The sequence below is a fragment of the Comamonas sp. Z3 genome (assembly GCF_008121565.1).
Taxonomy (GTDB): Bacteria; Pseudomonadota; Gammaproteobacteria; order Burkholderiales; family Burkholderiaceae_C; genus Comamonas; species Comamonas brasiliensis.
Map to the genome: position 1 here is coordinate 1 of NZ_VOQU01000010.1, position 25,194 is coordinate 25,194.

The 25,194-nt window shown below is 55.3% G+C and carries 31 protein-coding genes; 12 read left to right on the plus strand and 19 right to left on the minus strand.

Features of this window, described 5'->3' with window-relative positions:
• Together FSY59_RS24650 and FSY59_RS24655 are read right to left on the minus strand one after the other, a co-directional pair.
• A partial coding sequence (locus FSY59_RS24650; RefSeq protein ID WP_148729820.1) for a DUF1153 domain-containing protein occupies nt 1-168 on the minus strand: 168 nt, incomplete at its 3' end.
• Between the two features lie 37 nt (nt 169-205).
• On the minus strand, nt 206-1,093 hold the full coding sequence (locus FSY59_RS24655; protein WP_148729821.1) for a hypothetical protein: 888 nt from the start codon (nt 1,091-1,093) through the stop codon (nt 206-208).
• Nucleotides 1,094-1,209: 116 nt separating this feature from the next.
• On the opposite strand from FSY59_RS24655, the gene FSY59_RS24660 reads away from it, so the two are divergent.
• Together FSY59_RS24660 and FSY59_RS24665 are read left to right on the plus strand one after the other, a co-directional pair.
• Nucleotides 1,210-1,488, plus strand: a complete 279-nt coding sequence (locus FSY59_RS24660; protein ID WP_240154207.1) for a hypothetical protein — start codon at nt 1,210-1,212, stop codon at nt 1,486-1,488.
• Between the two features lie 2 nt (nt 1,489-1,490).
• Nucleotides 1,491-2,309 carry a phage portal protein gene (locus FSY59_RS24665; RefSeq protein ID WP_148729822.1) on the plus strand — a complete coding sequence of 273 codons (819 nt, stop codon included), beginning with the start codon at nt 1,491-1,493 and terminating at the stop codon, nt 2,307-2,309.
• 209 nt (nt 2,310-2,518) lie between these two features.
• Here FSY59_RS24665 and FSY59_RS24675 read toward each other — a convergent pair whose 3' ends face one another.
• From FSY59_RS24675 to FSY59_RS24685, 3 genes are all read right to left on the minus strand, one after another.
• Nucleotides 2,519-3,268, minus strand: a complete 750-nt coding sequence (locus tag FSY59_RS24675; RefSeq protein ID WP_148729823.1) for a YfaZ family outer membrane protein — start codon at nt 3,266-3,268, stop codon at nt 2,519-2,521.
• 9 nt (nt 3,269-3,277) lie between these two features.
• Nucleotides 3,278-4,756: an amidohydrolase family protein gene (locus FSY59_RS24680; RefSeq protein ID WP_148729824.1), complete on the minus strand. Its 1,479-nt coding sequence runs from the start codon at nt 4,754-4,756 to the stop codon at nt 3,278-3,280.
• Between the two features lie 194 nt (nt 4,757-4,950).
• Nucleotides 4,951-5,400 carry a universal stress protein gene (locus FSY59_RS24685; protein WP_050875064.1) on the minus strand — a complete coding sequence of 150 codons (450 nt, stop codon included), beginning with the start codon at nt 5,398-5,400 and terminating at the stop codon, nt 4,951-4,953.
• A gap of 242 nt (nt 5,401-5,642) precedes the next feature.
• Between FSY59_RS24685 and FSY59_RS24690 the strand changes: the two genes are divergently transcribed.
• On the plus strand, nt 5,643-6,200 hold the full coding sequence (locus FSY59_RS24690; RefSeq protein WP_148729825.1) for a DUF1003 domain-containing protein: 558 nt from the start codon (nt 5,643-5,645) through the stop codon (nt 6,198-6,200).
• Nucleotides 6,201-6,307: 107 nt separating this feature from the next.
• Nucleotides 6,308-6,733, plus strand: coding sequence for a hypothetical protein (locus FSY59_RS24695; RefSeq protein WP_148729826.1), 426 nt, complete (start codon nt 6,308-6,310; stop codon nt 6,731-6,733).
• A gap of 85 nt (nt 6,734-6,818) precedes the next feature.
• Here FSY59_RS24695 and FSY59_RS24700 read toward each other — a convergent pair whose 3' ends face one another.
• The 5 genes from FSY59_RS24700 to FSY59_RS24720 form a co-directional block, all read right to left on the minus strand.
• Entirely contained in the window at nt 6,819-7,592 is a 774-nt protein-coding gene (locus FSY59_RS24700) for a Rha family transcriptional regulator (RefSeq protein ID WP_255439732.1), read from the minus strand.
• A 318-nt stretch (nt 7,593-7,910) separates the two neighbouring features.
• The gene (locus FSY59_RS24705; protein ID WP_148729827.1) at nt 7,911-9,437 is read right to left on the minus strand and encodes an ATP-binding protein; all 1,527 of its coding nucleotides are present in this window, start codon (nt 9,435-9,437) and stop codon (nt 7,911-7,913) included.
• A 26-nt stretch (nt 9,438-9,463) separates the two neighbouring features.
• Complete coding sequence (locus tag FSY59_RS24710) at nt 9,464-10,006, minus strand: hypothetical protein (protein WP_255439733.1); 543 nt, start codon at nt 10,004-10,006, stop codon at nt 9,464-9,466.
• Nucleotides 10,007-10,161: 155 nt separating this feature from the next.
• Nucleotides 10,162-10,683 carry a hypothetical protein gene (locus FSY59_RS24715; protein WP_148729829.1) on the minus strand — a complete coding sequence of 174 codons (522 nt, stop codon included), beginning with the start codon at nt 10,681-10,683 and terminating at the stop codon, nt 10,162-10,164.
• A 234-nt stretch (nt 10,684-10,917) separates the two neighbouring features.
• Complete coding sequence (locus FSY59_RS24720) at nt 10,918-11,598, minus strand: hypothetical protein (protein ID WP_148729830.1); 681 nt, start codon at nt 11,596-11,598, stop codon at nt 10,918-10,920.
• Nucleotides 11,599-11,883: 285 nt separating this feature from the next.
• Here FSY59_RS24720 and FSY59_RS24725 point away from each other — a divergent pair, with 285 nt between their 5' ends.
• The 3 genes from FSY59_RS24725 (at nt 11,884) to FSY59_RS24735 (ending at nt 13,626) form a co-directional block, all read left to right on the plus strand.
• Nucleotides 11,884-12,609, plus strand: a complete 726-nt coding sequence (locus FSY59_RS24725; RefSeq protein ID WP_148729831.1) for a hypothetical protein — start codon at nt 11,884-11,886, stop codon at nt 12,607-12,609.
• 144 nt (nt 12,610-12,753) lie between these two features.
• Nucleotides 12,754-13,086 (plus strand): hypothetical protein, encoded by a 333-nt coding sequence (locus FSY59_RS24730; RefSeq protein WP_148729832.1) that lies wholly within the window; start codon nt 12,754-12,756, stop codon nt 13,084-13,086.
• A gap of 63 nt (nt 13,087-13,149) precedes the next feature.
• On the plus strand, nt 13,150-13,626 hold the full coding sequence (locus tag FSY59_RS24735) for a GNAT family N-acetyltransferase (RefSeq protein ID WP_187427981.1): 477 nt from the start codon (nt 13,150-13,152) through the stop codon (nt 13,624-13,626).
• Nucleotides 13,627-13,690: 64 nt separating this feature from the next.
• Here the strand turns inward: FSY59_RS24735 and FSY59_RS24740 are convergent, their stop codons facing one another.
• A complete protein-coding gene (locus FSY59_RS24740; protein WP_148729833.1) occupies nt 13,691-14,389 on the minus strand; it encodes an alpha/beta fold hydrolase in 699 nt (232 codons plus the stop codon).
• A 1,024-nt stretch (nt 14,390-15,413) separates the two neighbouring features.
• On the opposite strand from FSY59_RS24740, the gene FSY59_RS27810 reads away from it, so the two are divergent.
• Complete coding sequence (locus FSY59_RS27810; RefSeq protein ID WP_255439734.1) at nt 15,414-15,539, plus strand: hypothetical protein; 126 nt, start codon at nt 15,414-15,416, stop codon at nt 15,537-15,539.
• A 233-nt stretch (nt 15,540-15,772) separates the two neighbouring features.
• Here the strand turns inward: FSY59_RS27810 and FSY59_RS24745 are convergent, their stop codons facing one another.
• Together FSY59_RS24745 and FSY59_RS24750 are read right to left on the minus strand one after the other, a co-directional pair.
• Entirely contained in the window at nt 15,773-16,525 is a 753-nt protein-coding gene (locus FSY59_RS24745) for an SDR family oxidoreductase (RefSeq protein WP_003054684.1), read from the minus strand.
• Nucleotides 16,526-16,727: 202 nt separating this feature from the next.
• A complete protein-coding gene (locus FSY59_RS24750; protein ID WP_003054686.1) occupies nt 16,728-16,910 on the minus strand; it encodes a hypothetical protein in 183 nt (60 codons plus the stop codon).
• 422 nt (nt 16,911-17,332) lie between these two features.
• Here FSY59_RS24750 and FSY59_RS24755 point away from each other — a divergent pair, with 422 nt between their 5' ends.
• Nucleotides 17,333-17,551: a hypothetical protein gene (locus FSY59_RS24755; protein ID WP_019042546.1), complete on the plus strand. Its 219-nt coding sequence runs from the start codon at nt 17,333-17,335 to the stop codon at nt 17,549-17,551.
• A 579-nt stretch (nt 17,552-18,130) separates the two neighbouring features.
• Here the strand turns inward: FSY59_RS24755 and FSY59_RS24760 are convergent.
• Complete coding sequence (locus FSY59_RS24760; protein WP_034400575.1) at nt 18,131-18,613, minus strand: isoprenylcysteine carboxylmethyltransferase family protein; 483 nt, start codon at nt 18,611-18,613, stop codon at nt 18,131-18,133.
• A 385-nt stretch (nt 18,614-18,998) separates the two neighbouring features.
• Entirely contained in the window at nt 18,999-19,139 is a 141-nt protein-coding gene (locus FSY59_RS27460) for a hypothetical protein (protein ID WP_158407676.1), read from the minus strand.
• A 660-nt stretch (nt 19,140-19,799) separates the two neighbouring features.
• Between FSY59_RS27460 and FSY59_RS24765 the strand changes: the two genes are divergently transcribed.
• Nucleotides 19,800-20,591 carry a hypothetical protein gene (locus tag FSY59_RS24765; protein WP_019042548.1) on the plus strand — a complete coding sequence of 264 codons (792 nt, stop codon included), beginning with the start codon at nt 19,800-19,802 and terminating at the stop codon, nt 20,589-20,591.
• A gap of 398 nt (nt 20,592-20,989) precedes the next feature.
• A complete protein-coding gene (locus FSY59_RS24770; protein WP_235214149.1) occupies nt 20,990-21,421 on the plus strand; it encodes a hypothetical protein in 432 nt (143 codons plus the stop codon).
• Between the two features lie 95 nt (nt 21,422-21,516).
• Here FSY59_RS24770 and FSY59_RS24775 read toward each other — a convergent pair whose 3' ends face one another.
• The 4 genes from FSY59_RS24775 to FSY59_RS24790 form a co-directional block, all read right to left on the minus strand.
• Entirely contained in the window at nt 21,517-21,714 is a 198-nt protein-coding gene (locus FSY59_RS24775; protein ID WP_148729834.1) for a hypothetical protein, read from the minus strand.
• A 235-nt stretch (nt 21,715-21,949) separates the two neighbouring features.
• The gene (locus FSY59_RS27965; protein WP_148729835.1) at nt 21,950-22,171 is read right to left on the minus strand and encodes an AlpA family transcriptional regulator; all 222 of its coding nucleotides are present in this window, start codon (nt 22,169-22,171) and stop codon (nt 21,950-21,952) included.
• 51 nt (nt 22,172-22,222) lie between these two features.
• On the minus strand, nt 22,223-22,603 hold the full coding sequence (locus FSY59_RS24785; RefSeq protein WP_148729836.1) for a hypothetical protein: 381 nt from the start codon (nt 22,601-22,603) through the stop codon (nt 22,223-22,225).
• 123 nt (nt 22,604-22,726) lie between these two features.
• Nucleotides 22,727-23,461 (minus strand): Bro-N domain-containing protein, encoded by a 735-nt coding sequence (locus FSY59_RS24790; RefSeq protein ID WP_148729837.1) that lies wholly within the window; start codon nt 23,459-23,461, stop codon nt 22,727-22,729.
• A 257-nt stretch (nt 23,462-23,718) separates the two neighbouring features.
• On the opposite strand from FSY59_RS24790, the gene FSY59_RS24795 reads away from it, so the two are divergent.
• Nucleotides 23,719-25,167, plus strand: coding sequence for a putative phage abortive infection protein (locus FSY59_RS24795; RefSeq protein ID WP_148729838.1), 1,449 nt, complete (start codon nt 23,719-23,721; stop codon nt 25,165-25,167).
• Nucleotides 25,168-25,194: the final 27 nt, after the last annotated feature.

Sequence of the window (25,194 nt, forward strand, 5' to 3'; positions counted from 1 at the left end):
CATGCCCTTGCGGCCATCTTCCACCCAGCCCTCAATCTCCGACGGCGGCAGGTCATAGGTTCGACTGGCCTCCGACACGCTGGTCTTGCCCTGGATGATCTCCAGGATCAGTGCCGTCTTGCGCTTTGCGGTCCAGCGTTTGATCTCTTCTTCCATCAATGTGCTCATGGTGTCTTTCTCTCGACGGTAACACCTGAGCAGGTTTTCACTGGGTCAATACATTTCTTGATGCCTTTCTTTGACTTGCGCCGTGGTGGCGGCGGATGCCCCAGACTCTGCTTGTGGGGGTGTAAGGCATGGAGATTTTGCGGACTGTTTGTACTGGCTGAGGCAAGTGCAGATCGATGAGGTCTCTAACCAGACAGTTGAGCATCGTCCTATTGCCCATCTTCTTGGAGATGAAACTAGATGCCATCAGCATCAAGATTTCGATGACCTGCTTCGTCAGCAAATACAAAAGTATCGCAAGGATGAACAAGCCCCCCGTTAGTTGACACAGTTTGAAGATGAAGGTGATGGTTTCTTCATCTTGAAAAATTTCTTGCAGCTCTCGGAGTGAGTTTCTGTCCATCAGACTAAAGAAGATTCCCAGAGCGCTGATCACGATGGCGATAACGCGGGTGATGGTTTGAGAGTCGTACAGCTTGCTGAGCACTCCTACAAAGTCGACATCAATTGGTGAGCGGTAGGCTTTCTCTAGCAATAGCAGGTCAGTGATCTCCTGTGCTAGCTGCGCGAAGTCAGACGATGATCTTTGAGTGTGGCTGCTGAGAAAGCTGCGTTTTTCCTTCTCAAGCTGCAATCGTCTGGCTCTAGAGAAAAAGGGTGGAGCCTTCTCGACGCCAAGCACTTGATTGCTGCGGTAGTGAAGGATAAAGAGGCAAGAGCCGACAAAGACTAGCGCAGAAATGAACATGCCCACCGGCCCGTGAACAGGGGGAGCGGAGCTAACAAAATACCAATAGGTGAACAGTGTGGCGGTGCTGAATGTGGCTAAGCAGAGCAACCAACGCCAGTTCCAGAGCTTCGGGAAAAGGTGCGAGCCGTGAAAGCGGTTGTAGTAATGCGCAGCCAATCGGTAGTACTCACTCATAGTAATCCCCCTCGTTAATTCTTCTCTTGATCTTATCTTTGCTATTAATTTGATTGTTAATGTTATTGCTGCATAAGCGCCCGTAACCTGCGACATGTTTTTGTGACAGCCGTCACATGGCTTTGTCGCAGCCGTCCGCCGACCATCGGCGCATGGGTCTCTACAGCCACCTCACCACCGAACAGCTCACCGCGCGGCGCGACAGTTATCTGGCCGCCATCGACGCGCGCCTGACCGGCCCGACGCAGGCCAGCCACAGCACCGACGGCGTGGGCGCGCGCTCCGTGCAGTTCAATGCCGACACGACGCAGCTGCGCCGCGCCATTGACGACATCAACGCCGAACTGGCACAGCGCAGCGGCCAGGCCGTGCGCAAGCCCATCTACCTGGTGTAAGCATGGGCCGCAAGAACCAACTAAGCCGCCAAAGTCGCAGCCCCACGTCGTTTGCGGCGTCGCTGGGCGCAGCGCCGCTCAAGGGCGGGGCGGCCATGTCTGCCTATCAAGGCGCATCGCACACCGACCTGGCGCTGAGCGACTGGCAGCCCATGGCCGGCAGCGCCGATGCCGACCTGCTGCCCGAGCTGGGCACGTTGACCAGCCGCGCCCGCGACCTGGCCCGAAACGACGGGTTGATGGCCGGCGGCCTGCAGACCCACCGCGACAACGTGGTGGGCGCGGTGCTGCGCCTGTCTGCGGTGCCCGACTACCGCTTGCTTGGCTGGACGCCCGAGCAGGCCCGCGAGTGGGGCAACAAGGTAGAGGCGCACTTTCGCAGCTGGGCCGACACTACGGATTGCGACGCCGCCCGCACGCTGGATTTGCTGGGCCTGACGGTGCTGGCCCTGGGCGGCGAGATGGTCAACGGCGATGCCGTGGCCATACCCAAATGGCTGCCCCGGCCCGACAGCCCCTGGGCCACGCGGCTGAGCGTGATCGAGGCCGACCGGCTGGAGACCCCGCCTTACCTGGAGGGCATGGCCCGTATTCGCCGTGGCGTGGAGCTGGACGGCGAGGGCGCGCCCGTGGCCTACCACTTTCGCGCCGCGCACCCTGGCGATGCGCTGTACCTGCGCGGCGACGAGGCGCAAGACCTGAACCGCTGGGAGCGTGTGCCCGCCTTTACCCCCTGGGATCGCCGCCGTGTGGTGCACCTGCATGCCAAGGAGCGCACGGGCCAGAGCTGGGGCAACCCGCAACGCCCAGCTTGCCGGTGACGCCGCTGCCTGCCGAGATCTCGCAGATCAGCACCAGCGACTCGCAGCCCTTGCTGTCGAAGGCGCGGGCGTGGTTGGCCAGCTTGTCGGACTGGTCGAGCGCCGAGACGCCCAGGTCAACGCCCTGAAAGGTCAGGTGCGGGTGGACAGGCAACTGCTGGTTACGCACTGAGCCTGCCTGTCAGTATTGCGATTTGCGTTGGCGGTACTTAAAACCTGAACGTCGCCCCGATGATCGGGCCGCTCTGGCTGAAGTCCAGCCGCTTGCCGCCGTCGCGGTAGTCCACGCTCAGGTGGCGGTAGCCGACGGAGACAAAGATGTTCTCCTTGACCTGGTAGTTCACCGAGGCATGAACCTGCCAGGTGAACTTCGAGCCCACATCCAGCCCGCCCATATCGGCATACAGCAAGCTGGACCAGCGCGGCGCAATGTCGTAGCGCCAGCGTGCGGCCACCACAGGATCGACGAAGGAGGTGTTGGACTGCGCGGACGCCACCCCCGGCACATTCACTTCGGCCCTGATCTGCCATAGGCGAAAGCCCGCCATCAGGTCAAAGCTCGACTCAGGGCTCAACGCCCAGTTGTGCCCACCGGTCATCGTCAGCGAGGTCTGGCGAATCTTGGCATGGGCGCTCAGGCCCGGGGGAAGGGCGGCCTTGTCCGATGTGGCTGCGTAGCTGAAGTCGCCTTGCAGCACATAGCTGCCCTTGCGCGCCGTGCCGTTCACGAAGGCGGCAGCGTCGAGGTTCTCCAGAATGTCCGAGAACGACTTGTTCACGTCGACCGTGGGTGCGCCCCTGAACGGGCGCACGCTGCCGTCCAGACCGGTCATCCACACATAGGGCGTGAGCTGAAAGCGCCACGCATCGGCCGATTCCTTGCCCTGCGCCCAGGCAGGCGAGCCCGCCAGCAGGCCCATGGCCAGCGCTGCTGCGGCCATCTTGATGTGCTGCGTCATTTGTCTCCCTTACAGGGTGTTCTTGTGCACCTTGCCGTCCTTCATGATCAGGCGCAGGTTCTGTTCCGGGTTGGCCAGAAAGTCCAGATTCACCGTCGGGTCGCCGTCGGCCACCAGCAGGTCTGCAAACGCGCCGGGGGCGATGCGGCCCAGCGGTTGGGGGTAGGGGTTGCGCTCGCCCGACAGGGCCAGCAGCTCGCCGTTGGTGCCCGTGGCCTGCTTCAGCAGCGTCATCGGGTCGTAAAAGCGCGTCAGCTTGGCCAGCTGCCTGCCCTGCGTGGCCGTCCCCTTGGGGCTGAACAGAATGTCCGTGCCCCAGCCGGTCTTGATGCCGTACTTCTGCGCCATCTCATAGGCGCGCACCGTGCCCTGGGCCACGCGCGACTGGCTCTCGCGGCGCACGGCGTCAGGGTAGACATTGCTGTCCTCGTCCTGCAAGAAGGGCTGCAGGCTCCACCACACGCCCTCGTCGCGCATCATCTTGACGCTCTCTTCGTCGGCCAGCTGGCCGTGCTCGATGCTCTTCACGCCTGCCTTGATGGCCCGCTTGATGCCCTTGGGCGTATACACATGCGCCATCACATAGGTGTTCCAGTCGCTAGCGGCTTCCACGCCGGCGCGCAGCTCCTTTTCGGTGAACTGGGTGCTGTCCAGCGGGTCGTACAGCGATGCCACGCCGCCGCCGGCCAGCATCTTGATCTGCGATGCACCCAGCATCAGCTGTTCGCGCACGCGGCGCAGCACCTCGGTCTCGCCGTCCGCAATCATGGCCACGCCGACTTGCTCCACCATGCTCAGCGGCTCGTTCGCCGCACGCGGAATATCGCTGCGCAGGCGAAAGTCGCCATGGCCCGAGGTCTGAGAAATCATCGCCCCGCTGGGGTAGATGCGCGGGCCCGGCACCATCCCTTCGTCGATCGCGCGCTTGAGCGCAAAGGCCGGCCCGCCCGCATCACGCACCGAGGTAAAGCCGCGCATCAGCGTGCGCTGCGCCTCTTGCGCGGCGGAGATATATAGATAGCCCAGATCGGCCGTCATCGCCGTCATCTGCGGAATGGCTGCCAGCATGGTGTGCCAGTGCGTATCGATCATGCCCGGCATCACCAGCTTGCCCTGGCAGTCGATCACCTGGGCGCCTTCCACCTTCTCGCCGGCAGAGGGCAGGGCCGCAATCATCTTGCCCTGAATCAGCACCTGCACGCCCTGGCGCACCGACTTGCCCGTGCCGTCAAACAGGCGCAGATTGGTCAGCAACACGGGGCGGTCGGCCTGCCTGGGCGTGCCGCCGGCACCGGGCTCGGCTGCGTGCAGGCCCACAAACGGCGCCATCATCGCGGCTACCCCGCCCACAAACATGCGGCGCGACATATCGGTCATCACCCGCTCATGCAGCAACTGGCACACCACACTGCCGCAGGTGCAGGCTCTGGGGCGAATCGGGCCCGTCTTCCAGGCCAGGTCGGCGTCGGTAGCGATTGCGTGACTCATCTGCTCTCTCCCCTCATGCTGAATGAACAAAGACGCCGTGGCAGGCGTGACAAATGGAACCATCAGTTCACAATTTGATGCACCGATGCTACACGACGACGGCGCATGAAAAACGCCCCGTTGCACGAGGGCACCGGGGCGTCCATTGAATTTTGAGAACAGCCGCAAAGCTGCCGCGCTGCAGTAGACCGGGCTTAAACCACAGGCCTGTGCACTAGCACCGGAATGCCGCTGTTCACCAGCACGCGCTGGGTTTCACTGCCCAGCAAAATGCCGGCAAGGCCCTTGCGGCCGTGCGATGCCATGCAGATCAGGTCGCACTGGCTGTCCTTGGCCTGCTGGATGATGGCCTGGTGCACCGAAAAGTTCATCGTCCGCTCCAACTTGCAGTCCACGCCCTCGGCCTTGGCAATGTCCTGCACCGCCTTTAGCACTGTGTCGGCCGTTAGCTCGGCGTCCCGGCGCATCTCGCTGGGGTTGTAGGCCACCATCCCCTCACCGCTATACATCAGGGCCGAATAGTCCGGCATCACATACAGCACAGTGACCTCGGAGCCTTGCTCCTTGGCCAGCTGCAAGCCTGCACGAAGTGCAGCTTCGGAGAGTTTCGAGCCGTCCGTAGGAATCAAAATGTGCTTGAACATATCCAGCCTCCTTGCGCACCAGCGCATGTGTAGTTGCCAATCAACCCCAACTTAACGATTGCCGCAACCCATACTCACACTCCGGGGCGGCCATTGCAACACTTGACGTCAATATTCAAGCATTCGCCGCTTGTGCCTAGTGCCGCATGTCGGTGGCGGCGGCGCGACAGGGCGCAAGGCAGGCGCCAAGGTTGGGTAGCATGGTGGCGATGTCTTCATCCTTCGGATGACAAGGAAGTCCCATGCTCAACACGGATACCGTTGCCAAGAGATTGCTCGGAGTCTCCGCCGATACCTTGGACGAAAGAGCGCTCAAGGTCGCCCAGCACATTGCCCGGCGCAAACACATTTCACGCAATGTGGCGCAGGAGCTGGAGCAAACGCCGCCCACCTTCGGACAGCGCGCGGCAGATGCCGTTGCAACGTTTGGCGGGTCCTGGGCCTTTGTGATTCTATTTGGCGCAACGATGGTGGTATGGGTTGGCCTCAACACGCTGCTTCTTTTGACGCGCGGCTCCACCTTCGACCCGTATCCCTACATTCTGCTGAACCTGTTTCTGTCCATGCTGGCCGCCATACAGGCGCCCATCATTCTCATGTCACAGAACCGCCAGGCAGAAAAAGACCGCATCCGCGGCGAGCATGACTACGAGGTCAACCTCAAGGCCGAGCTGGAGATCATGCTGCTGCACGAAAAGATCGACGAGCTGCAGAAAACGCAGTGGGGTGAACTCATCGCCATCCAGACCGAGCAGCTGCAGCTGCTGCGCCGGCTTGCGGACGGGCCCCGGCCCGTTTAGCTACCCGGGCTTGGTTCTTGGTGCGTGGTGCTCTCGCATCCACTGTGCAGATCGCCATCAGTGGCTAGGGCGGTAGTACGATTCACCCATCGCAACTTGGAGTGGGTATGGGCAAATCGACGTATCGCGCATTGGTGATTGCTTCGCTGGGCATCCCAATCCTTGGAATGCTGGCGGAATATGGCTTCGATCTGGTGCCCCAGGAGCTGGCTGACCTTTCCCAGAGCCTGTTGATGCAGTCAGAGGTCGGCCCGATGGACTGGATTTTCTTGCTGGCGTTTTCGGTGGTCTTGGTGCTCTGCCTCATTGCTTTCTACGGCATGCTGCGGTTCAGAGCATGGGCACCTCGGTTTACCCTGTGGTCTTCTGTGGCGACCTGGGTCGTCGCATGTTTCAGCCCGCCCATCATCCTGTCAGGCCTGGGGCACTCCACATCGACCTTGGGTTGCGTACTCTTTGGCGCGGTGCTTGCCCTGCCGTACTACTCTCCCGAAGTGCGAGAGCTGTTCTGGCCGTCCACGCCAGAGGCCTGAACAAAAGCCCCTGCCAGGGGCTTTTTGTATGGCTTAGCGCTCGGGCTGCAGAGCAGCCTATCGGAACGTCATGCGCAGCAGGCCTTCATCGGGCGCAGGGGGGCTGCTTGGCTGACCGGGCTGGTGCTTGCGCGGGGCGCTGGCCGGGGGAATTACCGGGGTAGCTCGGCAGCGTCACCTGCTTTTCGCGGTGCTGGGCGCGCTGGGTCAGCCGCTGGGTGCAGGCCGTTGCCAGCGTGACCAGCTGGGCATCGGTTGCGCTTATGATCTCGCCGTCGGCAATGCGCTGCGGCAGGCTGCTGAAAGAGATCACCATCTGGTCCGTCGCAATCGGCTGGGCATGGGGCAGGGTGGGGCGGCCCTGGCTGTCGTAGTTCAGGTTCAGCAGATAGCGGCTGTGCTGCCATTCATCGGCGTCGCCCTGCATCACTGCATTGAACACCGTGCGGTGCACCTGCGCCGCGGCCTCTGCGGCCAGAGAAAAGGCCAGCTCCATACGCTGTGTGTCCGCAGGCTGGTGCAGCGCAGCCTCCATGCGGTTAAAGGCGTCGATATAGGCCAGCTTGAAGCCCAGCGCCTTCTTGCCCGTAAAGCCCATGGCCAGCAGCGTAAAGCCATCGCGGGTCAGGCGGTAGGCGGGGTATTCGGCTTTGGCACCCTGGCCGCCCTCAACCTCCACAGACACTTCCGCAAAATTGCGGAGGTGTTCCTCAGCAAGTTGCGGAAGCAGGTTGCGAATAGCCCGAAGTATGTCGTCATGGCGCTTGCCAAAGTGGCGAGCCAGATCGGTGCTGAGTGTGGTGGGGGTGCCGTCAACGATAGTGACGGAGGGGGTGAGAGCCAGAGTGGTTTGCGGCATGAGAGCGCTCCTGATCGAGACTTGCAAAGCCTTATGGAGCGTTCTTACGCGCATCCATAAGGCGGCCGGGAGGTTAAGAACCTAGGATCAGCTAGGCGGACTTCTTCCCCTTGCGGGTCTTGTATCCGTCGCCCTCCCGGCCATAAATCAAGCATCTGCAAGAGTGCAGACGTGCAATGTCCGGGCGCAAAAAAACCGCCAACTATCGGGTGCGGTTTTCCCGCTGATCCTAAGGAGTTCTTACGCTCCACCTCTTGCGAGGTTCGCACAGTATAGCAAAGGAAGAGCCAGTATGGAAATGTTCTAATAATTAACTATTTACACTAATTTATCCGTCTGGATATAGGAGCGCATAAGTCCAATTGATTCAATTAGTTGTTCAGGCGTAAACCTAATATTAGAGATATTCTCTGGATGATGAATCTGATGACGTATATATTCAGTAAGAGATAAATTAATGTTTTGGGTATTTCCTCTGAAAGTCTTAATATATGGAATTTGTGGCTTTCCATTTTTATAATCTTGGAGTTTTCCAATTTCCTCGATGTATCCATAAAGTTCATTATGATATTCTTCAGTAGCTTCTCCGAAAGCGGCGAAATTAACTTCGTTTAGGCTTGGGTAAGGCAGCTCATTTTCTAGAACTTTCTGAATTTTGTTATCTTGTTGATCTGATATTATTAATAAATTTTCGAATTTTAAACGCTTTACAATCTCTGGGCTGTGAGTTGTAAGTACGACTTGCGTATTACCGGTTTTTGATAATTTTACTAAAGCATCCAGCAGAGCTCTTTGATGATCAGGGTGTTGAGCGGTTTCAGGTTCTTCTATGGCATAAATAATGCTGGGTAGATTTGATTCCAAATGTCTTCTTTCCGCTTCTGCTCTGAAGAAACTGATCAAAATTAAGCGTTTTACTCCACTGCCTCGTTTATTTATTGGAATACCTTCATCAGCGGTGATTGAAACGCTTTTAAAAACGTCAGTCCATTTTAAATCTTGGGAGTCAGGTAACTGGGGATCTAGTGTCGAGGCGATAGCTGGATTCATCTCACTCAATTTTTCACGAGTTCTTGCAGCTACGTCTTCCAATCGCTGTTTTACTAGGCTTGAAATTCTTTCAAAGTCTTCCTTGATAGATTTATCGTTCAGAATTTCTCGTACAGCAAGCTTCATGGGATCCTGGATCTCGCCATCACCGTCACTGTTTTTCCTATCAGATTGGAATAAGGTGAAAAGCGGCATATATGCCTTTAACTTATCCCACAAATCCTTGGAGTCGATTTTTGCGATCTCAATTTCACAATCCTTTAACTCTAGATTGCTTTGATTGCTCCAGATGGATTTTCTAAGTTCTGCATTTTTAGTCTTGTCTGAGCAGGATATTTTTTGGGTATCTACTATTTTCTGTAGTTCTGATATTTTTTTGTGGAGTAGATCTTTGCATGCTGTATTAGTTGGGTGCAGTGCTTCTATAAAGACCTTCTCTTTTCCTGCATTGGGATAGCGCTTTAAAATCTTCAGTGTTTCATTTTTAGTTAGAAGATACTCATCTTTTAATGTCGTGGGGTTGGTTGTGTCAATATATATTTGTGGCGGAAGGTTTGTGAATTCAACTGATATTTCAATGTCAGAGTTACCTTCCGAGAGACATTTCTTATTTATGTCATCTTTGTCTATTTTGACGCAACCTTTTCCCTCATTAAAGAAGATGTCTAGCGCTTCGAGTATTGTAGACTTTCCTATATCATTTTTTCCAACGAAAACTAAAAGATTATCGAAGTCGATTGATACAGGTGAACTATACCCTCTAAATCTATTTATTGTTACAGATTTTATTTTCATATTTATCTCCTCCAAATGAAAAATATTTAACACCTTAGTCGGAACTGCTCATCTCTCGCGACCTTGCGCTCCCTGCGAACCCAATCCAGGTCGTAATATTGGCTGCCTGCACGCCCCATGCTATCCAGCGCTTTGACACGTTCTTCCAGAGCATCGCAAGCTTGCTTTTTGCCGGGCTCGGCAGGTTGGGCAGGGCGGTTTTGATAGACAACCGCGGGGGCGGCGGTATTGCGCTGGGTTTTGCGCCATTGGGCTTCGGCCTGGGCCACTTTTTGATCCCAGGGCAGGCCCGAGGGCACGGTTTCCGTACGCTCCAGAAAAGCGTTGTGCTGGCCGCATGAGTGGCTGCTCCAGAACAGCCCGCCGCCATGGCCTTTGCACAGATATACAGTACTGCCTGAGTGCCCGCTGTGCAGGGTGGTGGTTTTGTCTTCCACCACTTTGCCGCCTTTGCATGCCTCTTGAGAATAGGTATTGCCGCAGCGGTAGATGGGCTGCGCTATGGCCGGAGAGATAGCGGTGGCTGGCAGCAAAAATGCTGTGGCAGTCAAGGCAGGCAGAAAATGCATGCGAAGCATTATCTGTAAAAATTAGTTACGATTGCATTAGCCCTGGCCTGCAGTGCGATGTTGGGCAACTGAAATAAAGCAAAGAAAAAGGCAATGTAGAGAGCTACATTGCCTTGGTGCGTTAGCAGGCGCTTTTTGGGGGCGCTAATCAGATTTCAACGGTAGTTGCCGGGCTGGGACGCCGCTTGTTGCTGATTGGCAAGGAGCTGGGCCGCCAAATGGCTTCTCAAGACTTGCTCCAGTGCGGGCGAGGGCGTCTCGGGGTCTGGGGTCTTGCCAAAGGCAATCAGATTTCTGGTGAGTTGCACCGGCGTCATCAAGATTCCCCAAGGCAGGCCCCACCAACCCAGGAACAATGAAAAGACCGTATCTCCAATTTTTTGCTTGGTGCCGCATCGTGCGCAGGCCACCAGCGGCCGGCTGGACCACGACGTCATCATGACGACGGAATACACGCGGTAAGAGGTATGGACATCCACCGGGCCGGGCCCGTCACACTTGGGGCAGTTGCCTTTGTGCACCTGAAAGATATGAGCCTGGACATCGGCGGGGGAGAGCTGGCTGGCAGCGTCGGAAAGTAGCCCTTGGTGCAGGCATTTCTCATTGCAGTAGCGACGGTCGCCGTCTCGCTTTCCGCCAAAAAGAATTCTGGTATTGCAGTACGCGCATGAAGCCATTCAATCTCTCTCAGTGTTGTTATCGCGCCTGATTAAACCAAATATCGCCGGCGATCACCCATCTAAATTCAGAAGGGATGATTCGTGTATCAAATGCGCCTGGCTCCTGGCCGCAACGGCATGGTGAATTGGTTTTTCATCAGGAGGTCAAAACGAACTCAGGGGGGTTGAATGGATTGAGAGCGGTATGGCGCTCAAGCAAGGCGCGGGCCAAGGCCCGCGCTTTCAGCCAGGTCAGTTGGTCGCAAAGCAGTACATCAGCCCGGCGCTGCCACTCTGTTTAAGCTGATCGACGCTGCAGCCGCGTGTGCCGTGCGATGAGTTCCATGAAGCATTGGCTACAGGGTCGGGGTTGGTGCCCTTGTGGTCGTGGTGGCCCACGATGGCTGAGCCGCCGTCGCTCTTGGTCCAGTTGCCGCAGGTGGTGTCCTTGCCGGGCTCGGGCACGGCCAGCGTGCCGTCAGGGCGCGAGCCGGTGAGGATGTCGTGGCGGTTGACCTCATCGCCAAAGCCCGAGACGACTTCGCCCTTTTCGGTCAGCGAGGTGTCCTTGCCGACCTTGGCATTGGCGCTGTGCAGGTCGGCCACGCTGGTGGCAATGACCACGCCCTTGGCGTTGCGCCACGGCCCGTTGCCGATACGATCGCGCGCATTGACGGCAGGTTGTCCGTTCAGCGCCGCATTGCTCAGGTAGGCGCGCCAGGTCTTGTTGCCTGCGCCCACGCTGGCAGCCAGCGATTGGCAGTAGCGGTCGGCCCCGGCCAGCCCGCCCAGGTCGCCGCCCTTGCCCGGGTTGGTGCTGCTGATGAAGAAGCTCATGGGGTTGCCGCCCGACGACCCCATGGCACCGCAACCAACAATCAGTGCGGCAGCCGCAAGGGCGGTGCTGGCGGAAAGAACCAAACGACGGGACATGGCAGGCTCCTGAGCAATAGTGGAGCCAGCAGGCTAACTCAATGGGGTGTCAGCGGCAATATCAGCAAGGGCTGTCAGCTGGGCTGTGGCGAGCCTGCCGGGCGACTGCATTCAAGGCAGGCAGAGAGGCGTGAATTGCATTGTCTGAAAAATTTGGTTACAAATGCATGAAGCGAGGTTGCAAGCGTGGCCTTGATGAAGCGGTGCTGCTTGGTGACCTCAGGGGCAGCGAAGAGCATCGAGCAAGAACGAGACGGCACTGCCTATCAGGTGTAAGGGGGAGTGATGCAGACAATTCGAATGGCCGCAGCGGCATGCATATTGATGGCTGTGTCCGGCTGCACTGTGATTCGCGGCTACACGATGCCGGATGAAGACAACCTGTTGAGCGGCGCAGGCTCGATCATTGTGAAAAGCAGTGGCGATAAGCAAAGTGCCGAGGCGTTTGAGCAGATCAATATCGACACTCTGCTGAAGGACTACGGCCTTGAGAACGTCGCGACTGTAAGCGCACAGACGAGTACTGCTGAATACAAGTACCGTCGCAACGAGCTGCAGGACAGGCTGATTGCCGTATCGAACCAGCGCTGTGCCACTTATCTGCGGGTGATGACGTCTTCCAAGGCGCAAAGCCAGATGGGCTGGGGAGGGCTGGCCACACTGCTGTCCGGAGCGGCATCGGTGACGACGCCGGCGTCTGCGGCCAGGATTCTTTCGGCTGGCAGTACGGTGTCCAATGGCTTGCTTAGCAAGTACAACGAGGCGTACTTCAACAATCTGACAGTGCAGGTGATTTCAACCGGGATCACCAAGCAGCGGGAGGTGGCTCTGGTCAATATCCAGAAGCAGCGTGATGCTTCGCTGGTGGCATATCCGGTAAATCGCGCCATTGCTGATGCACTGAACTACCACGCCATGTGCAATGTGGTCGCGGGGCTGGAGATGGCGGCGGCGGCAACCAAGAACTCTTCAGCGACATCTGAGGCGGAAAAGTCGGCGGTATCTCGATAGCTGTATCCGTTCAAGGTGTTCGGCGTCGGGCAGCATTATTTCAATGGCGCATGCGCTTGCCTGTATTTGCTATGGCCGAAACTGTGTGTCGACTAACCTCATTGGTACTTCTGTGCCGAATCCGAGATGTAAGAACTGCGATCCATGTCCAGAATTTCTCCTGCACCAGCAGACCGAACGCGATCCGACAGAGTCGATGGGGATCCCGTCGCCCCGGAAGAGTATCAATGGTGGACGCGCATCATTTTTGTAGTGCTGAGTGCAGTCTTTGCGGTCTTGATGTTTAGCCTGCTGCGTTCGTTTGTAACGCTTCAAGACTATGCGGGTGCTATGTGGATTGGCTTGTTTGCATTGATTGCAGCATTTTTTGCAATCTTGGCGACCCCCATCCGATTTCAAGATAGATTTATGCGGCCGATATTGATCTACGGATTAATATTGGATGTAATAATCAATATTATCATTATTGTGAAATGATGTTCAAGATCATTTCTTGGGCACAAGAATATAAACCGTTGTGCAAATCAATAAGGTCTTCCTATGGATGAAAATAACGTGGTAACCGGCGTCGTGGTAAGAGCCATTCAATCCAAAGACTTTGATCAGTGGCTATCGCTTTGGGACGGCTACAACGCTTTTTATGGACGGAAAGGGGCTACTGCACTGGCCAGAGAAATTACCGAGACAACCTGGGAACGCTTCTTCAATCCCATTGAGCCGGTATTTGCGTTGGTTGCGGAGCATGAAGGAGAAGTGGTTGGCCTGGCCCATTACCTGTTTCACCGCAGCACCACCAGACTGGGCCTGGTCTGTTACCTGCAGGACCTTTTCACGGCCCCCACACGGCGCAAGCTCGGGATTGGCAAGGCCCTCATCAACAACGTCTACGAGCAAGCCACGCTGGCTGGCGCGAGTCGCGTCTACTGGCAAACACAAGCAGCCAATGAAGCCGGCCGCGCGCTCTACGACAAGTTAGCCGAACATAGTGGATTTATCGTCTACAGCCATGAGCTGTAGCTTGATATGCCAGAAGTGACAGGTTGGGGTTGAGTTCTGGCTGTCGCAGTACTGATCATTTGTTTTAGGCGGCTACCAACCGATCCATGAAATGCATCACCGCTTCGCTTGCTTCAGCGGGAACGACCTGCAAGAGGCAGTGTGGGGCATCAAAAGTTTCGACTTTCATATCTCGGCACAGTTGCTGTGCTTCGGATGCTGCTGACGGCGGCACGACCTGATCATTGAGTGCCCTCAGATATAGAACTGGCATCGCAAGCCTGGCAGCTTGAGCACGTACATCCACAGATGCGACTTCACGGAGCCGAGCTCGCAAAACAGCTGGTTGGACCTCGTGCAGAGCTTTACGCAGCAAGGCGCTCAACTTCGGGGTTGCAAACCGGCCGAAAAGCAATTTAGTTGCGATTCTCAAAGGTGGTCGGGGTGTCGGCAAGTAAGTCATGCCTTTGAGCCACCGAAGGTTGGGTCTGGGGTTTCGAACGAAGGTACAACACAAGATGACGCCCAGCACTCGCGCTGGATTAGCTGCCGCTATCGAAATTGCGATTGGGCCTGAAAACGACTCTCCAAGCAAAACAATAGGGCCATCAGGTGGCAGATGCGCTGTAGCGAAGTCACTTAAAGCAGCGTAAGTCTGGGAATGGCGAGTAGTTGGATATCGAACTACTGAAACGGGGTACTTGTCCTTGAGCGCAGCAATGAAGGGCTCGAAAAGGATGCTTGTCCCATCCATACCGGGAAGGAGAACTAGGGTGACATGCATTTTTGCAGATCATACAGAGTAGGGTGCCCTCGGACATTGAAGTGTGGGGAGTTTTCTGGGGAGTTTAGGTGGCGCGACGGGAATTGAAATGATGGCGCTCAGAGTGAGATAGCTGCATTGCACCCCCTTAAACCCCGGTTTGATCGGTTCGATTCCCATCGCCAGATGCAAACTCCGTCTGAAATGAAGATCTATCGCAATTTTTGCTGAGACTTGGCAGTTTGGCCCGATGAAGGATTCGGCTCAATCACTCTTTGAGTGTCTCCAGCTGCTTGGGATCGACGCTCAAGGGGGAGCGATTCCGAGCGCGGCATCTGACGGGCTACATGCGTAGAAGTCGTACCAGCTATTCGCAACGGCAATTGCACCGAAGCAGGAGACTGGCGCAGTGGCAAACCCAAGCTATCCAGACACGAGTGTCTTAAAGGGTTTGTAGCGTCCGCGTTTGCTGCTGGTGCGGGCCTGGCATGGCACCTTAGGCAGGTCACAGTCATCAATTTATGCGGTCCGATGTTCACGGTGATTTTGCCTTGTAACGCTTTTCTATAAAGAGATTGAAGCTATCAAAATTGATTGTTCACTTATTGCATTCGCTATCTATTGAGCAGGAATGTGGTTGCCACGGTTATGTCGAATCAGCAGCAGTCCATGCAGTGCGCTTCTGATGCGTCACAAATACCTAGACCGATGGCTGGTTGCCGATGGGCGCGCCAAAAGCGGCTTGTCGAGATGGCTGCAGTTGTTGGAGGAAAGACGGCCTTACACATTGAAAACCCGCAAGATATCGAAGCGACTAGACTCGGACAAATGAAGAAACTGTTTGGAGTCTCTGCGCTCGTCTTGCTTTTGTCGGGCTGCTATGCAGCAGGCCCTGGATACAGCTACGGGTATGGCGATACCTATATCTATCAGCCTTACGGCGGCTCGTATTATTACGGGCGGCCTGCATACAGGCCTGGGTACCACCATCATCATCACGTGCACCGTCCACCGGCCCATAGGCCTCACCCAGGTCATGGCGGACATGGAAATCATCGTCCTCCACATGGCGGGCATCGGCCTGGTGGAGGCCATGGGCATCGCTGAGCTGCATGTACCAAGGGAAAGAGCGAAGATTGGAAAATTGTTGTTGCAGCAGCGTGCCAGTTAAGAGGTCAACTGCGGATCGGCCACTTGGATAGTTGAGAGTCTTCGGCACCTGGCGGGCTATTTTTCGACATAAGCAGGAATGCCGGGCCGTGTTTCTTCTTGGTCTTCAGTCCATGAGTTGCTGGCGCAGGTCTGTTTTCTAAAGTCGCCCGTCGCATGCCCTTGACGGGTGAGGACATTGAAAAGCCCGCCTTGGCGGGCTTTGTTGTGCATGGACGGGCTAGCGTTTTTTCCTTAGAGGTTTCCGCCCGAAATTTCAATCAGACTGCCCGTGGTGTAGGGGGACTCGTCCGACATAAGCCATACGATTGCATTCGCAACCTCAAGGGCGCTTCCTCCACGCCGCATGGGAACTCGCGGCGCCAGATGCTGAACCCTGTCCGGTTGTCCCCCGCTGGCATGGATATCCGTTTCGATGAGGCCGGGGCGGACTGCGTTCACGCGGATGCCTTCCGCGGCCACTTCCTTGGCCAGTCCCAGCGTCATCACATCCATGGCTCCTTTGGATGCTGCATAGTCCACATACTGGCCTGGCGCGCCCAGTCTCGCGGCGATGCTGGAAACATTCACAATGGCTCCGCCATGACCGCCGCGTGCCGTGCTCATGCGAAGCACGGCCTCGCGGGCACACAGAAAAGCACCGATGGTGTTGATGCGAAACATCCGCTCCAGGCGCTCAAGGCTGAACTCCGCCACTGTCTGCGCCGTGTCCACGATGCCTGCGTTGTTGACCAGTGCATCCAAGCGTCCGAACTGCACATCGGCCACAGCAAAAAGGCGTCGAATCTGTTCTTCGCAAGCCATGTCGGCCTGAATGGCCATGGCGTGCCTGCCCATGTCGGTGATTTGCGAGACAACCGCCTCGGCTGATGCTTGATCCGTATTGAAGCTGAGCAGCACATCCCAGCCGACCGTCGCAGCTTGTATGGCGGTGGCCGCACCAATACCTCGGCTGCCGCCGGTGATGAGCACGACTTTGTTTTTCATGGGTCTCCTGAAGGGGGCATGGGGTGCGGCTGAGAGTCTTGGCATGGGCAGCACAGCTTGCGAGCCATCTTATCGCTGTATTTCTTAACGGCGCCTATGTTTGGCAGGGTCTATGTGCTCGTATTCTTGTATCTCAAGGCAACAAAAAACCACCTGTCGAGGTGGTCGGGAACCCATCGCAATATGAATTTGAAGCGCCGGGCTACCAGTACCGGTAGTTGCGGCGCTCGCGCAGCAGCCTCTCTTGCTCCTGCTTTTTTTCCATTGCTGTGGGCTCTTGCTGTTCTAGTTGTGGCGGTGTGGGGAAATCCTTGTCCATGGAGAACAGCTCCTTGGTGGTCTCCCAGAACTTCTGGATTGGCGGGGGAATACGGCTATCTTGCATATAGACCTCCAGTCCTGGATGACGAATCAGGATCGATCGTCAAAGAGCACAGTACTCTTTTTAATAACCTTAAATGCCCTCCAATAAGTAAAACGTCAGCTTCGGTGCAAACGCTGCTTCGGTGCTGGCGCTATCGCGCAGCTTGCTCGCCAAGCGGTTTTCCAAGGCCGGTCCCTGCTCGAGTAGGCTGCCTTGCCTCAGAAAGCCAACCCCCAATGCACTTGCCGCCGCTTCTTTCCGTTGCCAAAGTCAACGGGGCTGATGCATGACTACCGCCTGCGAAGCCGATTGCGGACATCGCGGCTGAGATGAGAGTCACGCTGTTGTCTCATCCAGCTGATAAAGGCCGGAGCACTCGGGCGAGTGCACAGATGACGCAGGAGAAAACGGGCTAGCATGCAAGGCAGAACAAGGGAGTGGACATGGAAAGGTATCGGTTCAATGTGTTCGGCGATATCGTGCTCATAGAGCGCAGAGACTCCGCATGGCGCTGTTTTTCCGTTGGAGCCGATGGCAAGCTTGGCTTTGTGGATCTGGCCGTTCCTTCCGAGGTTTCCTGCGAGGAGTTGCCTCAGTATCTCTACGACATCTTTCACGAGAGCGCCGCATCGTCCGATGGCGATATCTTCGAGATCGTCTGAGCCTCGCGGTATCCCTGCAGTCGCTTGCTGAAGGTCTGCGGCGAGGGCTAGTGCACTGGCTCCAGTGTGCTTGCAACTTGTTCGGCGCTCACATGGGCGCAGGCCTTGTCTGCGCTGCGTTTGAGTTCGGCGTTGGATGATCAAGGCTGGGCGTTTCCAGATCTTTCCGTGACGTACGAAGTATCGGGAAGCCGACCTCAGGATATGCTTAGTTCGGCTATTCGCTGAGGCAATAGCGCCTTGGATGGGTCTCGCTTCGCCGGACAGCTCAGGGGCGAGCCGCTCATTCAAACCGCATGCAGGAGATGACCGCCATGACGTTTCAAAAGAACCCGCTCAAGGAAGCGGAACCCAAGCCGGAACCAGTTGATCCGCCCAATGAACAACCGCCTGCAGAGTTGCCGACCGACCCCATAGATAGGCCGAATGTATAAGGGCTTCAGCCAGTGATGCCTTGGCTGACTCCGTTTGTTGACTCAATAGCGGCTCGAGTGCTTCTACCTTGGTATCGCGAGCGTGATTGCTATGCTCAAGTCATCAAAACTGATTGGGAATTCCCCTGAGCTGGTTCAAGCCCATCTAAAGCCAGCGTCGGACCTGTTGGCGATAGGTGTCGAAGGACGCTCCAAATTGTGCTTGCAACGCTTCTTCTTCCGGCCGAATCTGAAAGCGCTGCAAATAAGCCATGAATAGCGGCACAAGAAGCAGTGCCGACAACTTGCCCAACCCTGTGGCGAAGCCAAGCAGCAGCAGTGCAAAGCCCAGGTACATCGGATTGCGTGTCATACGATAAACCCCGCTGACGACCAGTGAGGTCGACGCTGCAGGAGTTGTGGGGTTTACCGTGGTTTGGGCGCGCTGAAACGCTCGTACGCCTGCTATGCAGAAGGCTCCTCCCAATATGGCCAGCAATGAGGCGGCCGTCCAGGAGGCCGGGAATTTGGTGGTCAGGATATCTGGCAGAAGCCACATGGCTGCGGCAAACACTGCCAACAGTGCCATCGGCGGCACTCGCAGCGCGAGCAAAGAGGAATCAGTTTGCGAGCTGGATTGGAAAGTCATGTGTTCAAGGCTAAAGCTTGAAGTGACTTGATGGTCAACTATGTCATGTCAGGTCAGGTGGCGCGACATGCGTAGGCCGTTGATTGCCAGCCGGCTTGGCCCTGGCAATGCGCAGGTGTTACATCTTTTCGGGCTTCTTACGGCAGCTCCATCATCGCCAGATCTGGGGAGGTGGTGAGCCCAACGGCTGAGCCGTCTGTTTGTCAGAAGTGACCATATATGGTGATTTCCTGGCGGCGGGCATGAAAGTCACAGGATGTGAGTTCTGAAAGAAGAGGGTAGATTCCGAGAAGCGCCTTGGCCTAGCATGGACCTATGTTCCTTGAAAGGAGGTCGGTCATGAAATCTCTCAATGTCCTTGTATTGCTTACGGCTGTGGCGGCTCTCAGTGCCTGTGAAAAAGCGCCACAACCAGAACTTCAATCGAGGCCGCCAGCAACAGAAGGAATGCCTGCACCGCATCCAGCCCCGGGGTCTCAAGTTCCTGTTCCCGAGCCATCACCTGCAAATCCCAATCCACGTCCATAACCGTTGTTATGTGGGGCAGTGAAAAGTTCCATATTGTTTGCAGCAAGACATGGGGCCTGGACCAGGTCTTGCAACGTATCAAGGCCCGACGACAAATAGCTATCAGCTGAAGAGATGCCAGAGGGAATGGTATCGCCGATACATGAAATATGGAGAACAGCTTCCTGTAATTATTTCAGGAGCTGGTGCAGCGATGAGAATCTTGACAATCAAGCATTGCCGGCTTCTCAGGGAGCGGCCATGCCCCACGCCGCATATCCAAACGGATTCATTCTGTTTGTCACAAACTACGAGAAATACCTGCTCATTGAAGCGCATTGACAGTGGTGCATTTCTTGGCAGCAAGCCAAGCTTTCGATATGCCGGTGTAGTTGCATGCCTCGTTTGCGGCTGATTTTTGCTGCGTGTTTTTGGGGCGGTTGCCCAGTCGCAGCGGATGTGGACACGGGGTTGATCGACAAGACTGGCGTGGGCTTGTCCATTGCTCGGCCCGCCTGATTCGCGAGTGTCTGCTCTGCGTCTGGTTCACCGATAAAGCGTATATTTGCCTGGAGACAAGCTGATGAGGGCGAGGCTCCAGGGCTCGGGCTGGGTTGTCCTCGTCGGAGTCATTCCCTCCGGCTTGCTGGTGACTATCGAGCTGAGTTGGAGAATAACGATGCAAAAGACATTTCTCGCCATTGATACCAACTCCTGGATACTGCTGGTCAGTATTTTTGCGTTGCTCAGCCTCGCGGCTTTTCTGGGAAAATTCACCTGGAATAAGAGGTTCAAACATGACGCCGTCGCTGAAGATGAACTCAAGATCGTCCTGGGTGCAACCTTGTCATTGTTTGGTCTGCTGATCGGCTTCATTCTGTCGTTCGCGATTGGCGGCTACAACATGCGCGTGGCGGCCGAAGAAAACGAAGCCATCGCAATCGGCAATGCTTTTCAGCGCAACAGCTTGTTGAAGGACAGTCATCAGCAGCAGGCGAAGGCCTTGCTGCAAGACTATTTGAGTCTGCGCACACAATTCTTTGAGACCATGAATGAAGGCCAGCGGGCGCAAATCCGCAGAGAGTCCATTCGCATGCAGACCCGGATGTGGACGCTGGTCAGCAAGATTGCCACAGCCAACCCCGACCCGGTCATTGCGACAGCCTTGAACGCCTGCAACGACCTCTATATCGCACAGCAAAAAACGATGGCCAGCTGGCGACATCACATTCCAGGTGCTGCCTGGTTTCTGCTCATCATCTTCGGGGTCTGCTCGAACTTTCTTATCGGCTACAACATCCGTGGCCAAAATCGTCGCAACTCCCTGATTTTCATCGTCCCGTTCGTCACGGCCCTGGCTCTTTTCCTGATTGCCGAGATCGATGTGCCTGGTAAAGGCCTGATCCACGTGTCGCCGGACAATCTCATCATCCTGCGCGAAACGCTTTCCGATGGCGGGTTGATGTCTTGATTGCTGCTCGCGCAATGGCGCAGCATGCGTTCTTGTTGGCGATGAAAAGCCTGCGCAATAGGGAGCCGGGAGATGCTAGGGACTATCGAATTTATGAGCATATAGCGCATGCTCTATATGTACTTGAAAGCAGTTCTATATCAAGATCGTTGCATGACTTACGCTATATGCTTCTGTTTCAATAGCGTTCAACTGGCACCTGCACTCCGCATGGCGGTGCTGGGATGCCGCGCCAATGACTGCCGCGCGCGGCGAGAATTGCTCCAACGCTTTTGCAATAATCAGTGGCGATGCACCCCGGCTGTTGCAGAGAAAGGCCATCCAGCGATGGCCATTTTGCGATGAGTCTGCCCGTGTGATCGACAGCGGTGCGCCCGTGGCGGTGTGTTGCGATCAAGGTGAATCAGGGCTGGCTCAGGCTTTCGATGCTGCTTGATGGTGGTTGGTTTGAGATTCAACAAGCAAGGGGGTTCATCATGAAAGTGATGCTGGCCATTTCATTGATCGCTATTGCTCTGGTGGGCTGCAATGCCTCTCAACCGCCTGTGCAAAGCGCTGCCGGGGACAAGGCGGCGGGCGTTTCCGCCACCAAGGTGGTTAACTTTGTGGGGCCCATGGATCTGACGATCAGGCTGCAGTCTTCGGATAATTTTGAGACTGCCGTGATGACGGACAACGCCGACCGTTCGTTCAACATGACTCGTGTGCCGGCGGCAAGCGGCTTGCGCATGACGGATGGCAAGAGCACGTTCATCCATTTCAGGAATGGCGAAGGTATTGTGGAGTTGGTGAAGGATCGCCCCATCCGGATCAAGGAGTTCACGAAATAATCGGCCTGCTGATTCGATGGCAAGCCCGTGGCGACATGGGTATTTTTATGGGCCAATGTCAGGTGAAGCCACCTTGCAATGCTGCGGCTATTTTTTCATGGGTGCTGCCATGCGCCGGTCTTATTTCCTTCGGCATGGCGCACCAAAGGACTGCACTGCGCTGTGGCCTTCGTGGCGCGAATCGCCTTGCCATGGGCCTGCTGCAGATTTCCGTGACTAAGTTCGTGCTGCTCGCGCAGATGTTGCGGGTAGGTGTCTGGAAAGTTCTTCATCCATTTGCGGCCGTCCTCCATCCAGCTCTCGATCTCCGAGGGGCTGAGTGGTAAGAACGGCAGGTTTCAGATAGTGCTAGCCCGGAATAAAAAAGCCCGCAGATTGCGGGCTTTGATGAGGGGCCGTTAAAGCTTGCCTGTCAGTTCACGACAGCGCTTTATTCCCACTCAAATATTCATAAGGCTCTGAAATCCTTATCCGGTGCGGTATGTGGCGCTGCGCCTGCACCAGATACCATCCCAGATACCATGAATATTATTGAACTGGTTTGTCTATTGCCTCGAGAGGCGCTGACGCCTTTATATTGGCTTGGCGCCGCTCTTCGATCCAAGCATCGATCTCGGCCTCATCCCATGCCACTCTACGCGGCGACAAGACAATCCGTTTCGGGAACTGGCCAATGGACTCCAGCTTGAGAATATAGCGATCAGAGTAGGGTACTTTAGAGCAAAGAGCTCTGCGGTCCAAAAGCTTCATTTTCGATTTCTCCAAAAAAGAACCCCGCTCATTTGGCGGGGCTCGGGGTTGCTAGTTCGCTTGCACCGATGGCATCGCGCGGCACTGGGGCGCATGCCGTGTTGAAGCGCTGGCAGGCTCTTGGCTGCGCGCCGACACCAGTGCGCAGTGAATGACGCGGGCATGCACCTCGCTGCGTGGCGGGCGGCAGGCCAGCGTGTGGATGCGGGCGCGCTCCAGCTCCACCACCAGGGCGGTGCCGGGCAGCAGCGCGGCATGGTGTGTTTGCCAAAAGCGCTGCGCAGCCACGCCGGTCCAGGTGGCGCGCCATGGCTCTGTGTGGTGCGGGCCCAGGCGGTCCAGCAGCAGCAACTGCAGCTGAAAAGCGCCGCACAGCGCCGTGCTGGCCTGCGGCGGGGTGCGGCTGAGGAAAAGCGTTCCGGTATGGCGCATGCATGCCTCCTTTCTCGGCAATGAAAAAAGCCCGCGCGGCGTGGGCCGGGCGGGCTGGGGTTTGAGTGAAATCAGGCTCTAGCCCTTATTTATCAAGCGCTGGTAGCTATGAAATTGATAAATTTACTGCAGCTGCAGACGGCCTTGGTGGCCGGGTTGAGCGGTTTGGTCGGGCTGGGCCTGCTTTAGCGCCTGCAGCTCGGCGCGCGTGGCCATGCGTTGGGTGCAGGCTGCTGCCAGTCGGGCCAGCGTGGTGTCGCTCACAATCAGGTCGGTGCGCACGGCCTGGGTCAGCTGGGCCAGCGTCATCACCATGGCGCCGGCCTCGATGGGCTGCACATAGGGGTTCATCGCACCGCCCGCGCCGCGGGTAAAAGACAGCAGCATGCGCGTGGAGTGGGGCGCTTCGCCCTCCAGCATCACGGCATCAAACACCGCCTGATAGACCTGCAGCGTGGCCGCATGGGCCAGTTGGTGGGCATGCTCGACAAGGTGAACGTCGCGTTGCGGGGCGTTGTCGTCGGTCTGCTGTTCAAGCAAGTCCAGCACCCACGCCCGAAACTCCTTGGCCACGGCCGTGCGGGCAAACATGGCCAGAAGGTGCGCGCCGCGCAGGCTGAAGATGCGGACTTCGCGGGTCTGTATCTGGTCGGTCAATTTGACCGAGCAGGTCATCGTGTCGGTGAATTCGTCAGAGCGCCGTGCGTAGATGCGGTTGATCGCGCTCTCATCGGCGTACCCAAGAGCTTGGGCAATTTCGTTGGCCTTGAGCCAAGGCTGCCCTTGGTGGTCAACGATACCGAAGGTGGTGGAATGAAAAGACAGCGCAGCAGCGCGTGCATTGAGGGTGTCAGCCATAGCGGCCTCCGAAGGTTGCATGTTTGCTACAACCACCGCCGCTCGCTTCCCAACAATTGGCGGTGACTCGAAGGAGTGGGAAGTACCGGGCAACCCTGCGGCAAACCGGCGAGCCTCGCGGCTCCTCCTCCGAGCCACCATAAAACTGGGGCCACAGACGACAAAGCCGCACGACTGCGGTTCAGGTGCGGCTTTGTTGTCACCGCAGGTTTGCTTCGGGCTTCCCAACCCGGTCACGCTTTACTGGCGTGACGTTGGTGAGTGTAGCGGAAGCAGTTGCGTTACGCGACTGCCAGAGTGCTGCTTTGCAACATTCGGATACTTCTTGTGTATGCTCGCCTGCCATGGAGGAGATAGCTTTTATGCCGTTTATTTTTTGGTCAGGCCTAGCTTTTTTGCTGGGATGTGCATTCTGCGTTCACTTTGATGTGTTTGGATTTCGCAGAAGATTGACGAAAAGTTTTCTTTCCGTTTTTGATTTTGTTCTTCCAAATACAGATTCGCGTGGGAGGCGGATGAAGTTTGGGATGGCCAAAACTGCTTCGTATATATTTGCCGTAATTCTATTTTTACTTCTGGCTTCTATATTTCTATCTTCTGGTCTGCCGTACGCTACAGGTGATGAAGAAAATAAGCATACGGGGCCGCTAGGCGATTTGTTTAATGGGATATTGACGCCAGTACTTACATTTTTAACCTTCTGCGGTTTGCTGGTGACTATTCTTATTCAGAATATACAGATGAAAGCAACGCTTCAAGAGTTAGAGTTGACGAGAAAGGAGATGTCTGAATCGACTGAAGCACTTCAGGCTCAGGTAGAGAATTCGACGGCGCAAAAATTCGACAGTAATTTCTATGAGCTGCTTAAGTTGCATAATAATCTGGCAGATAAATTAAAAAGTAATATTAAATTAATAAATGATGAGTTTGATGAGTTTAATAAAAAATCCACCCTATGGGATGGATTTGCTTGTCCAGATGAATTGCGCAGTTTTTTCTTGATTAACTATCAATTGCTGAAATTTATAAAAAATAATGAAGATAAAAAAATAATAAATGCTACCGAGGCAAAAAAATACGCAAATATAGCGAGAGCGATGCTCTCGGAGAGTCTGTATGCATTAATATTTATTAATTGTATTATTCCGAGATTCGCAAAATATAGAGAATTGATTGAGCGTTATCATTTTTTTGAGCATTTGGTTTTTGCAAGATTTAATGATCCATATGTACTAAAAGTAATTCATTGTTATGATATTTCGGCATTCGGTGATCGGGAAAATCTGCACGACTATCTAACGTATAAGAAGATTAGGGTTCTTGATTTTTTAGGGCAGACAATTTTTGAAAGTATTGAGGTTGTCCGTGATGTGGTTGGATTAATAAATATCCTGGTGAATTTGAATGATAACATTTCAAATAGGAATTTGGATAATAGGAAAAATGATATTTTGTCTTACGGAAAAATCATTGAAGAGATAAAAAATAAAATAGACTTAAATCTTATATTTAATAATGATGGCTTGCTGAAAAAATTAATAAATAAAGATCAAAAGCACTTCCTTGTTGATGGGGGATTTGATATTGGTAGATATTTGGTTGAGCTAAAATTTATGAATGAAGAAATTCTAAAATTTAGGAGAAGTTTTTCGGAGCTGGATTATTATATTCAATATCTGGAGAAGTTAAGTATCTCTGATGTTTAGTTGAGGGGAGTCAGGTTAATATATTTG

What these genes read in the sequence shown, in the direction of transcription:
- FSY59_RS27460 (WP_158407676.1), bottom strand. Translation starts at nt 19,139, where the DNA reads ATGGACGTGGATTGGGATTTGCAGGTGATGGCTCGGGAACAGGAACTT.
- FSY59_RS24735 (WP_187427981.1), top strand. Translation starts at nt 13,150, where the DNA reads ATGGATGAAAATAACGTGGTAACCGGCGTCGTGGTAAGAGCCATTCAA.
- FSY59_RS27965 (WP_148729835.1), bottom strand. Translation starts at nt 22,171, where the DNA reads ATGAAGCTTTTGGACCGCAGAGCTCTTTGCTCTAAAGTACCCTACTCT.
- FSY59_RS24720 (WP_148729830.1), bottom strand. Translation starts at nt 11,598, where the DNA reads ATGTCCCGTCGTTTGGTTCTTTCCGCCAGCACCGCCCTTGCGGCTGCC.
- FSY59_RS24750 (WP_003054686.1), bottom strand. Translation starts at nt 16,910, where the DNA reads ATGCAAGATAGCCGTATTCCCCCGCCAATCCAGAAGTTCTGGGAGACC.
- FSY59_RS24695 (WP_148729826.1), top strand. Translation starts at nt 6,308, where the DNA reads ATGGGCAAATCGACGTATCGCGCATTGGTGATTGCTTCGCTGGGCATC.
- FSY59_RS24700 (WP_255439732.1), bottom strand. Translation starts at nt 7,592, where the DNA reads ATGCCGCAAACCACTCTGGCTCTCACCCCCTCCGTCACTATCGTTGAC.
- FSY59_RS24715 (WP_148729829.1), bottom strand. Translation starts at nt 10,683, where the DNA reads ATGGCTTCATGCGCGTACTGCAATACCAGAATTCTTTTTGGCGGAAAG.
- FSY59_RS24685 (WP_050875064.1), bottom strand. Translation starts at nt 5,400, where the DNA reads ATGTTCAAGCACATTTTGATTCCTACGGACGGCTCGAAACTCTCCGAA.
- FSY59_RS24710 (WP_255439733.1), bottom strand. Translation starts at nt 10,006, where the DNA reads ATGCATTTTCTGCCTGCCTTGACTGCCACAGCATTTTTGCTGCCAGCC.
- FSY59_RS24730 (WP_148729832.1), top strand. Translation starts at nt 12,754, where the DNA reads ATGTCCAGAATTTCTCCTGCACCAGCAGACCGAACGCGATCCGACAGA.
- FSY59_RS24790 (WP_148729837.1), bottom strand. Translation starts at nt 23,461, where the DNA reads ATGGCTGACACCCTCAATGCACGCGCTGCTGCGCTGTCTTTTCATTCC.
- FSY59_RS24655 (WP_148729821.1), bottom strand. Translation starts at nt 1,093, where the DNA reads ATGAGTGAGTACTACCGATTGGCTGCGCATTACTACAACCGCTTTCAC.
- FSY59_RS24705 (WP_148729827.1), bottom strand. Translation starts at nt 9,437, where the DNA reads ATGAAAATAAAATCTGTAACAATAAATAGATTTAGAGGGTATAGTTCA.
- FSY59_RS24690 (WP_148729825.1), top strand. Translation starts at nt 5,643, where the DNA reads ATGCTCAACACGGATACCGTTGCCAAGAGATTGCTCGGAGTCTCCGCC.
- FSY59_RS24765 (WP_019042548.1), top strand. Translation starts at nt 19,800, where the DNA reads ATGCAAAAGACATTTCTCGCCATTGATACCAACTCCTGGATACTGCTG.
- FSY59_RS24725 (WP_148729831.1), top strand. Translation starts at nt 11,884, where the DNA reads ATGCAGACAATTCGAATGGCCGCAGCGGCATGCATATTGATGGCTGTG.
- FSY59_RS24680 (WP_148729824.1), bottom strand. Translation starts at nt 4,756, where the DNA reads ATGAGTCACGCAATCGCTACCGACGCCGACCTGGCCTGGAAGACGGGC.
- FSY59_RS24745 (WP_003054684.1), bottom strand. Translation starts at nt 16,525, where the DNA reads ATGAAAAACAAAGTCGTGCTCATCACCGGCGGCAGCCGAGGTATTGGT.
- FSY59_RS24785 (WP_148729836.1), bottom strand. Translation starts at nt 22,603, where the DNA reads ATGCGCCATACCGGAACGCTTTTCCTCAGCCGCACCCCGCCGCAGGCC.
- FSY59_RS24665 (WP_148729822.1), top strand. Translation starts at nt 1,491, where the DNA reads ATGGGCCGCAAGAACCAACTAAGCCGCCAAAGTCGCAGCCCCACGTCG.
- FSY59_RS24755 (WP_019042546.1), top strand. Translation starts at nt 17,333, where the DNA reads ATGGAAAGGTATCGGTTCAATGTGTTCGGCGATATCGTGCTCATAGAG.
- FSY59_RS24660 (WP_240154207.1), top strand. Translation starts at nt 1,210, where the DNA reads ATGGCTTTGTCGCAGCCGTCCGCCGACCATCGGCGCATGGGTCTCTAC.
- FSY59_RS24760 (WP_034400575.1), bottom strand. Translation starts at nt 18,613, where the DNA reads ATGACTTTCCAATCCAGCTCGCAAACTGATTCCTCTTTGCTCGCGCTG.
- FSY59_RS24740 (WP_148729833.1), bottom strand. Translation starts at nt 14,389, where the DNA reads ATGCATGTCACCCTAGTTCTCCTTCCCGGTATGGATGGGACAAGCATC.
- FSY59_RS24675 (WP_148729823.1), bottom strand. Translation starts at nt 3,268, where the DNA reads ATGACGCAGCACATCAAGATGGCCGCAGCAGCGCTGGCCATGGGCCTG.
- FSY59_RS24775 (WP_148729834.1), bottom strand. Translation starts at nt 21,714, where the DNA reads ATGGAGGACGGCCGCAAATGGATGAAGAACTTTCCAGACACCTACCCG.
- FSY59_RS27810 (WP_255439734.1), top strand. Translation starts at nt 15,414, where the DNA reads ATGGAAATCATCGTCCTCCACATGGCGGGCATCGGCCTGGTGGAGGCC.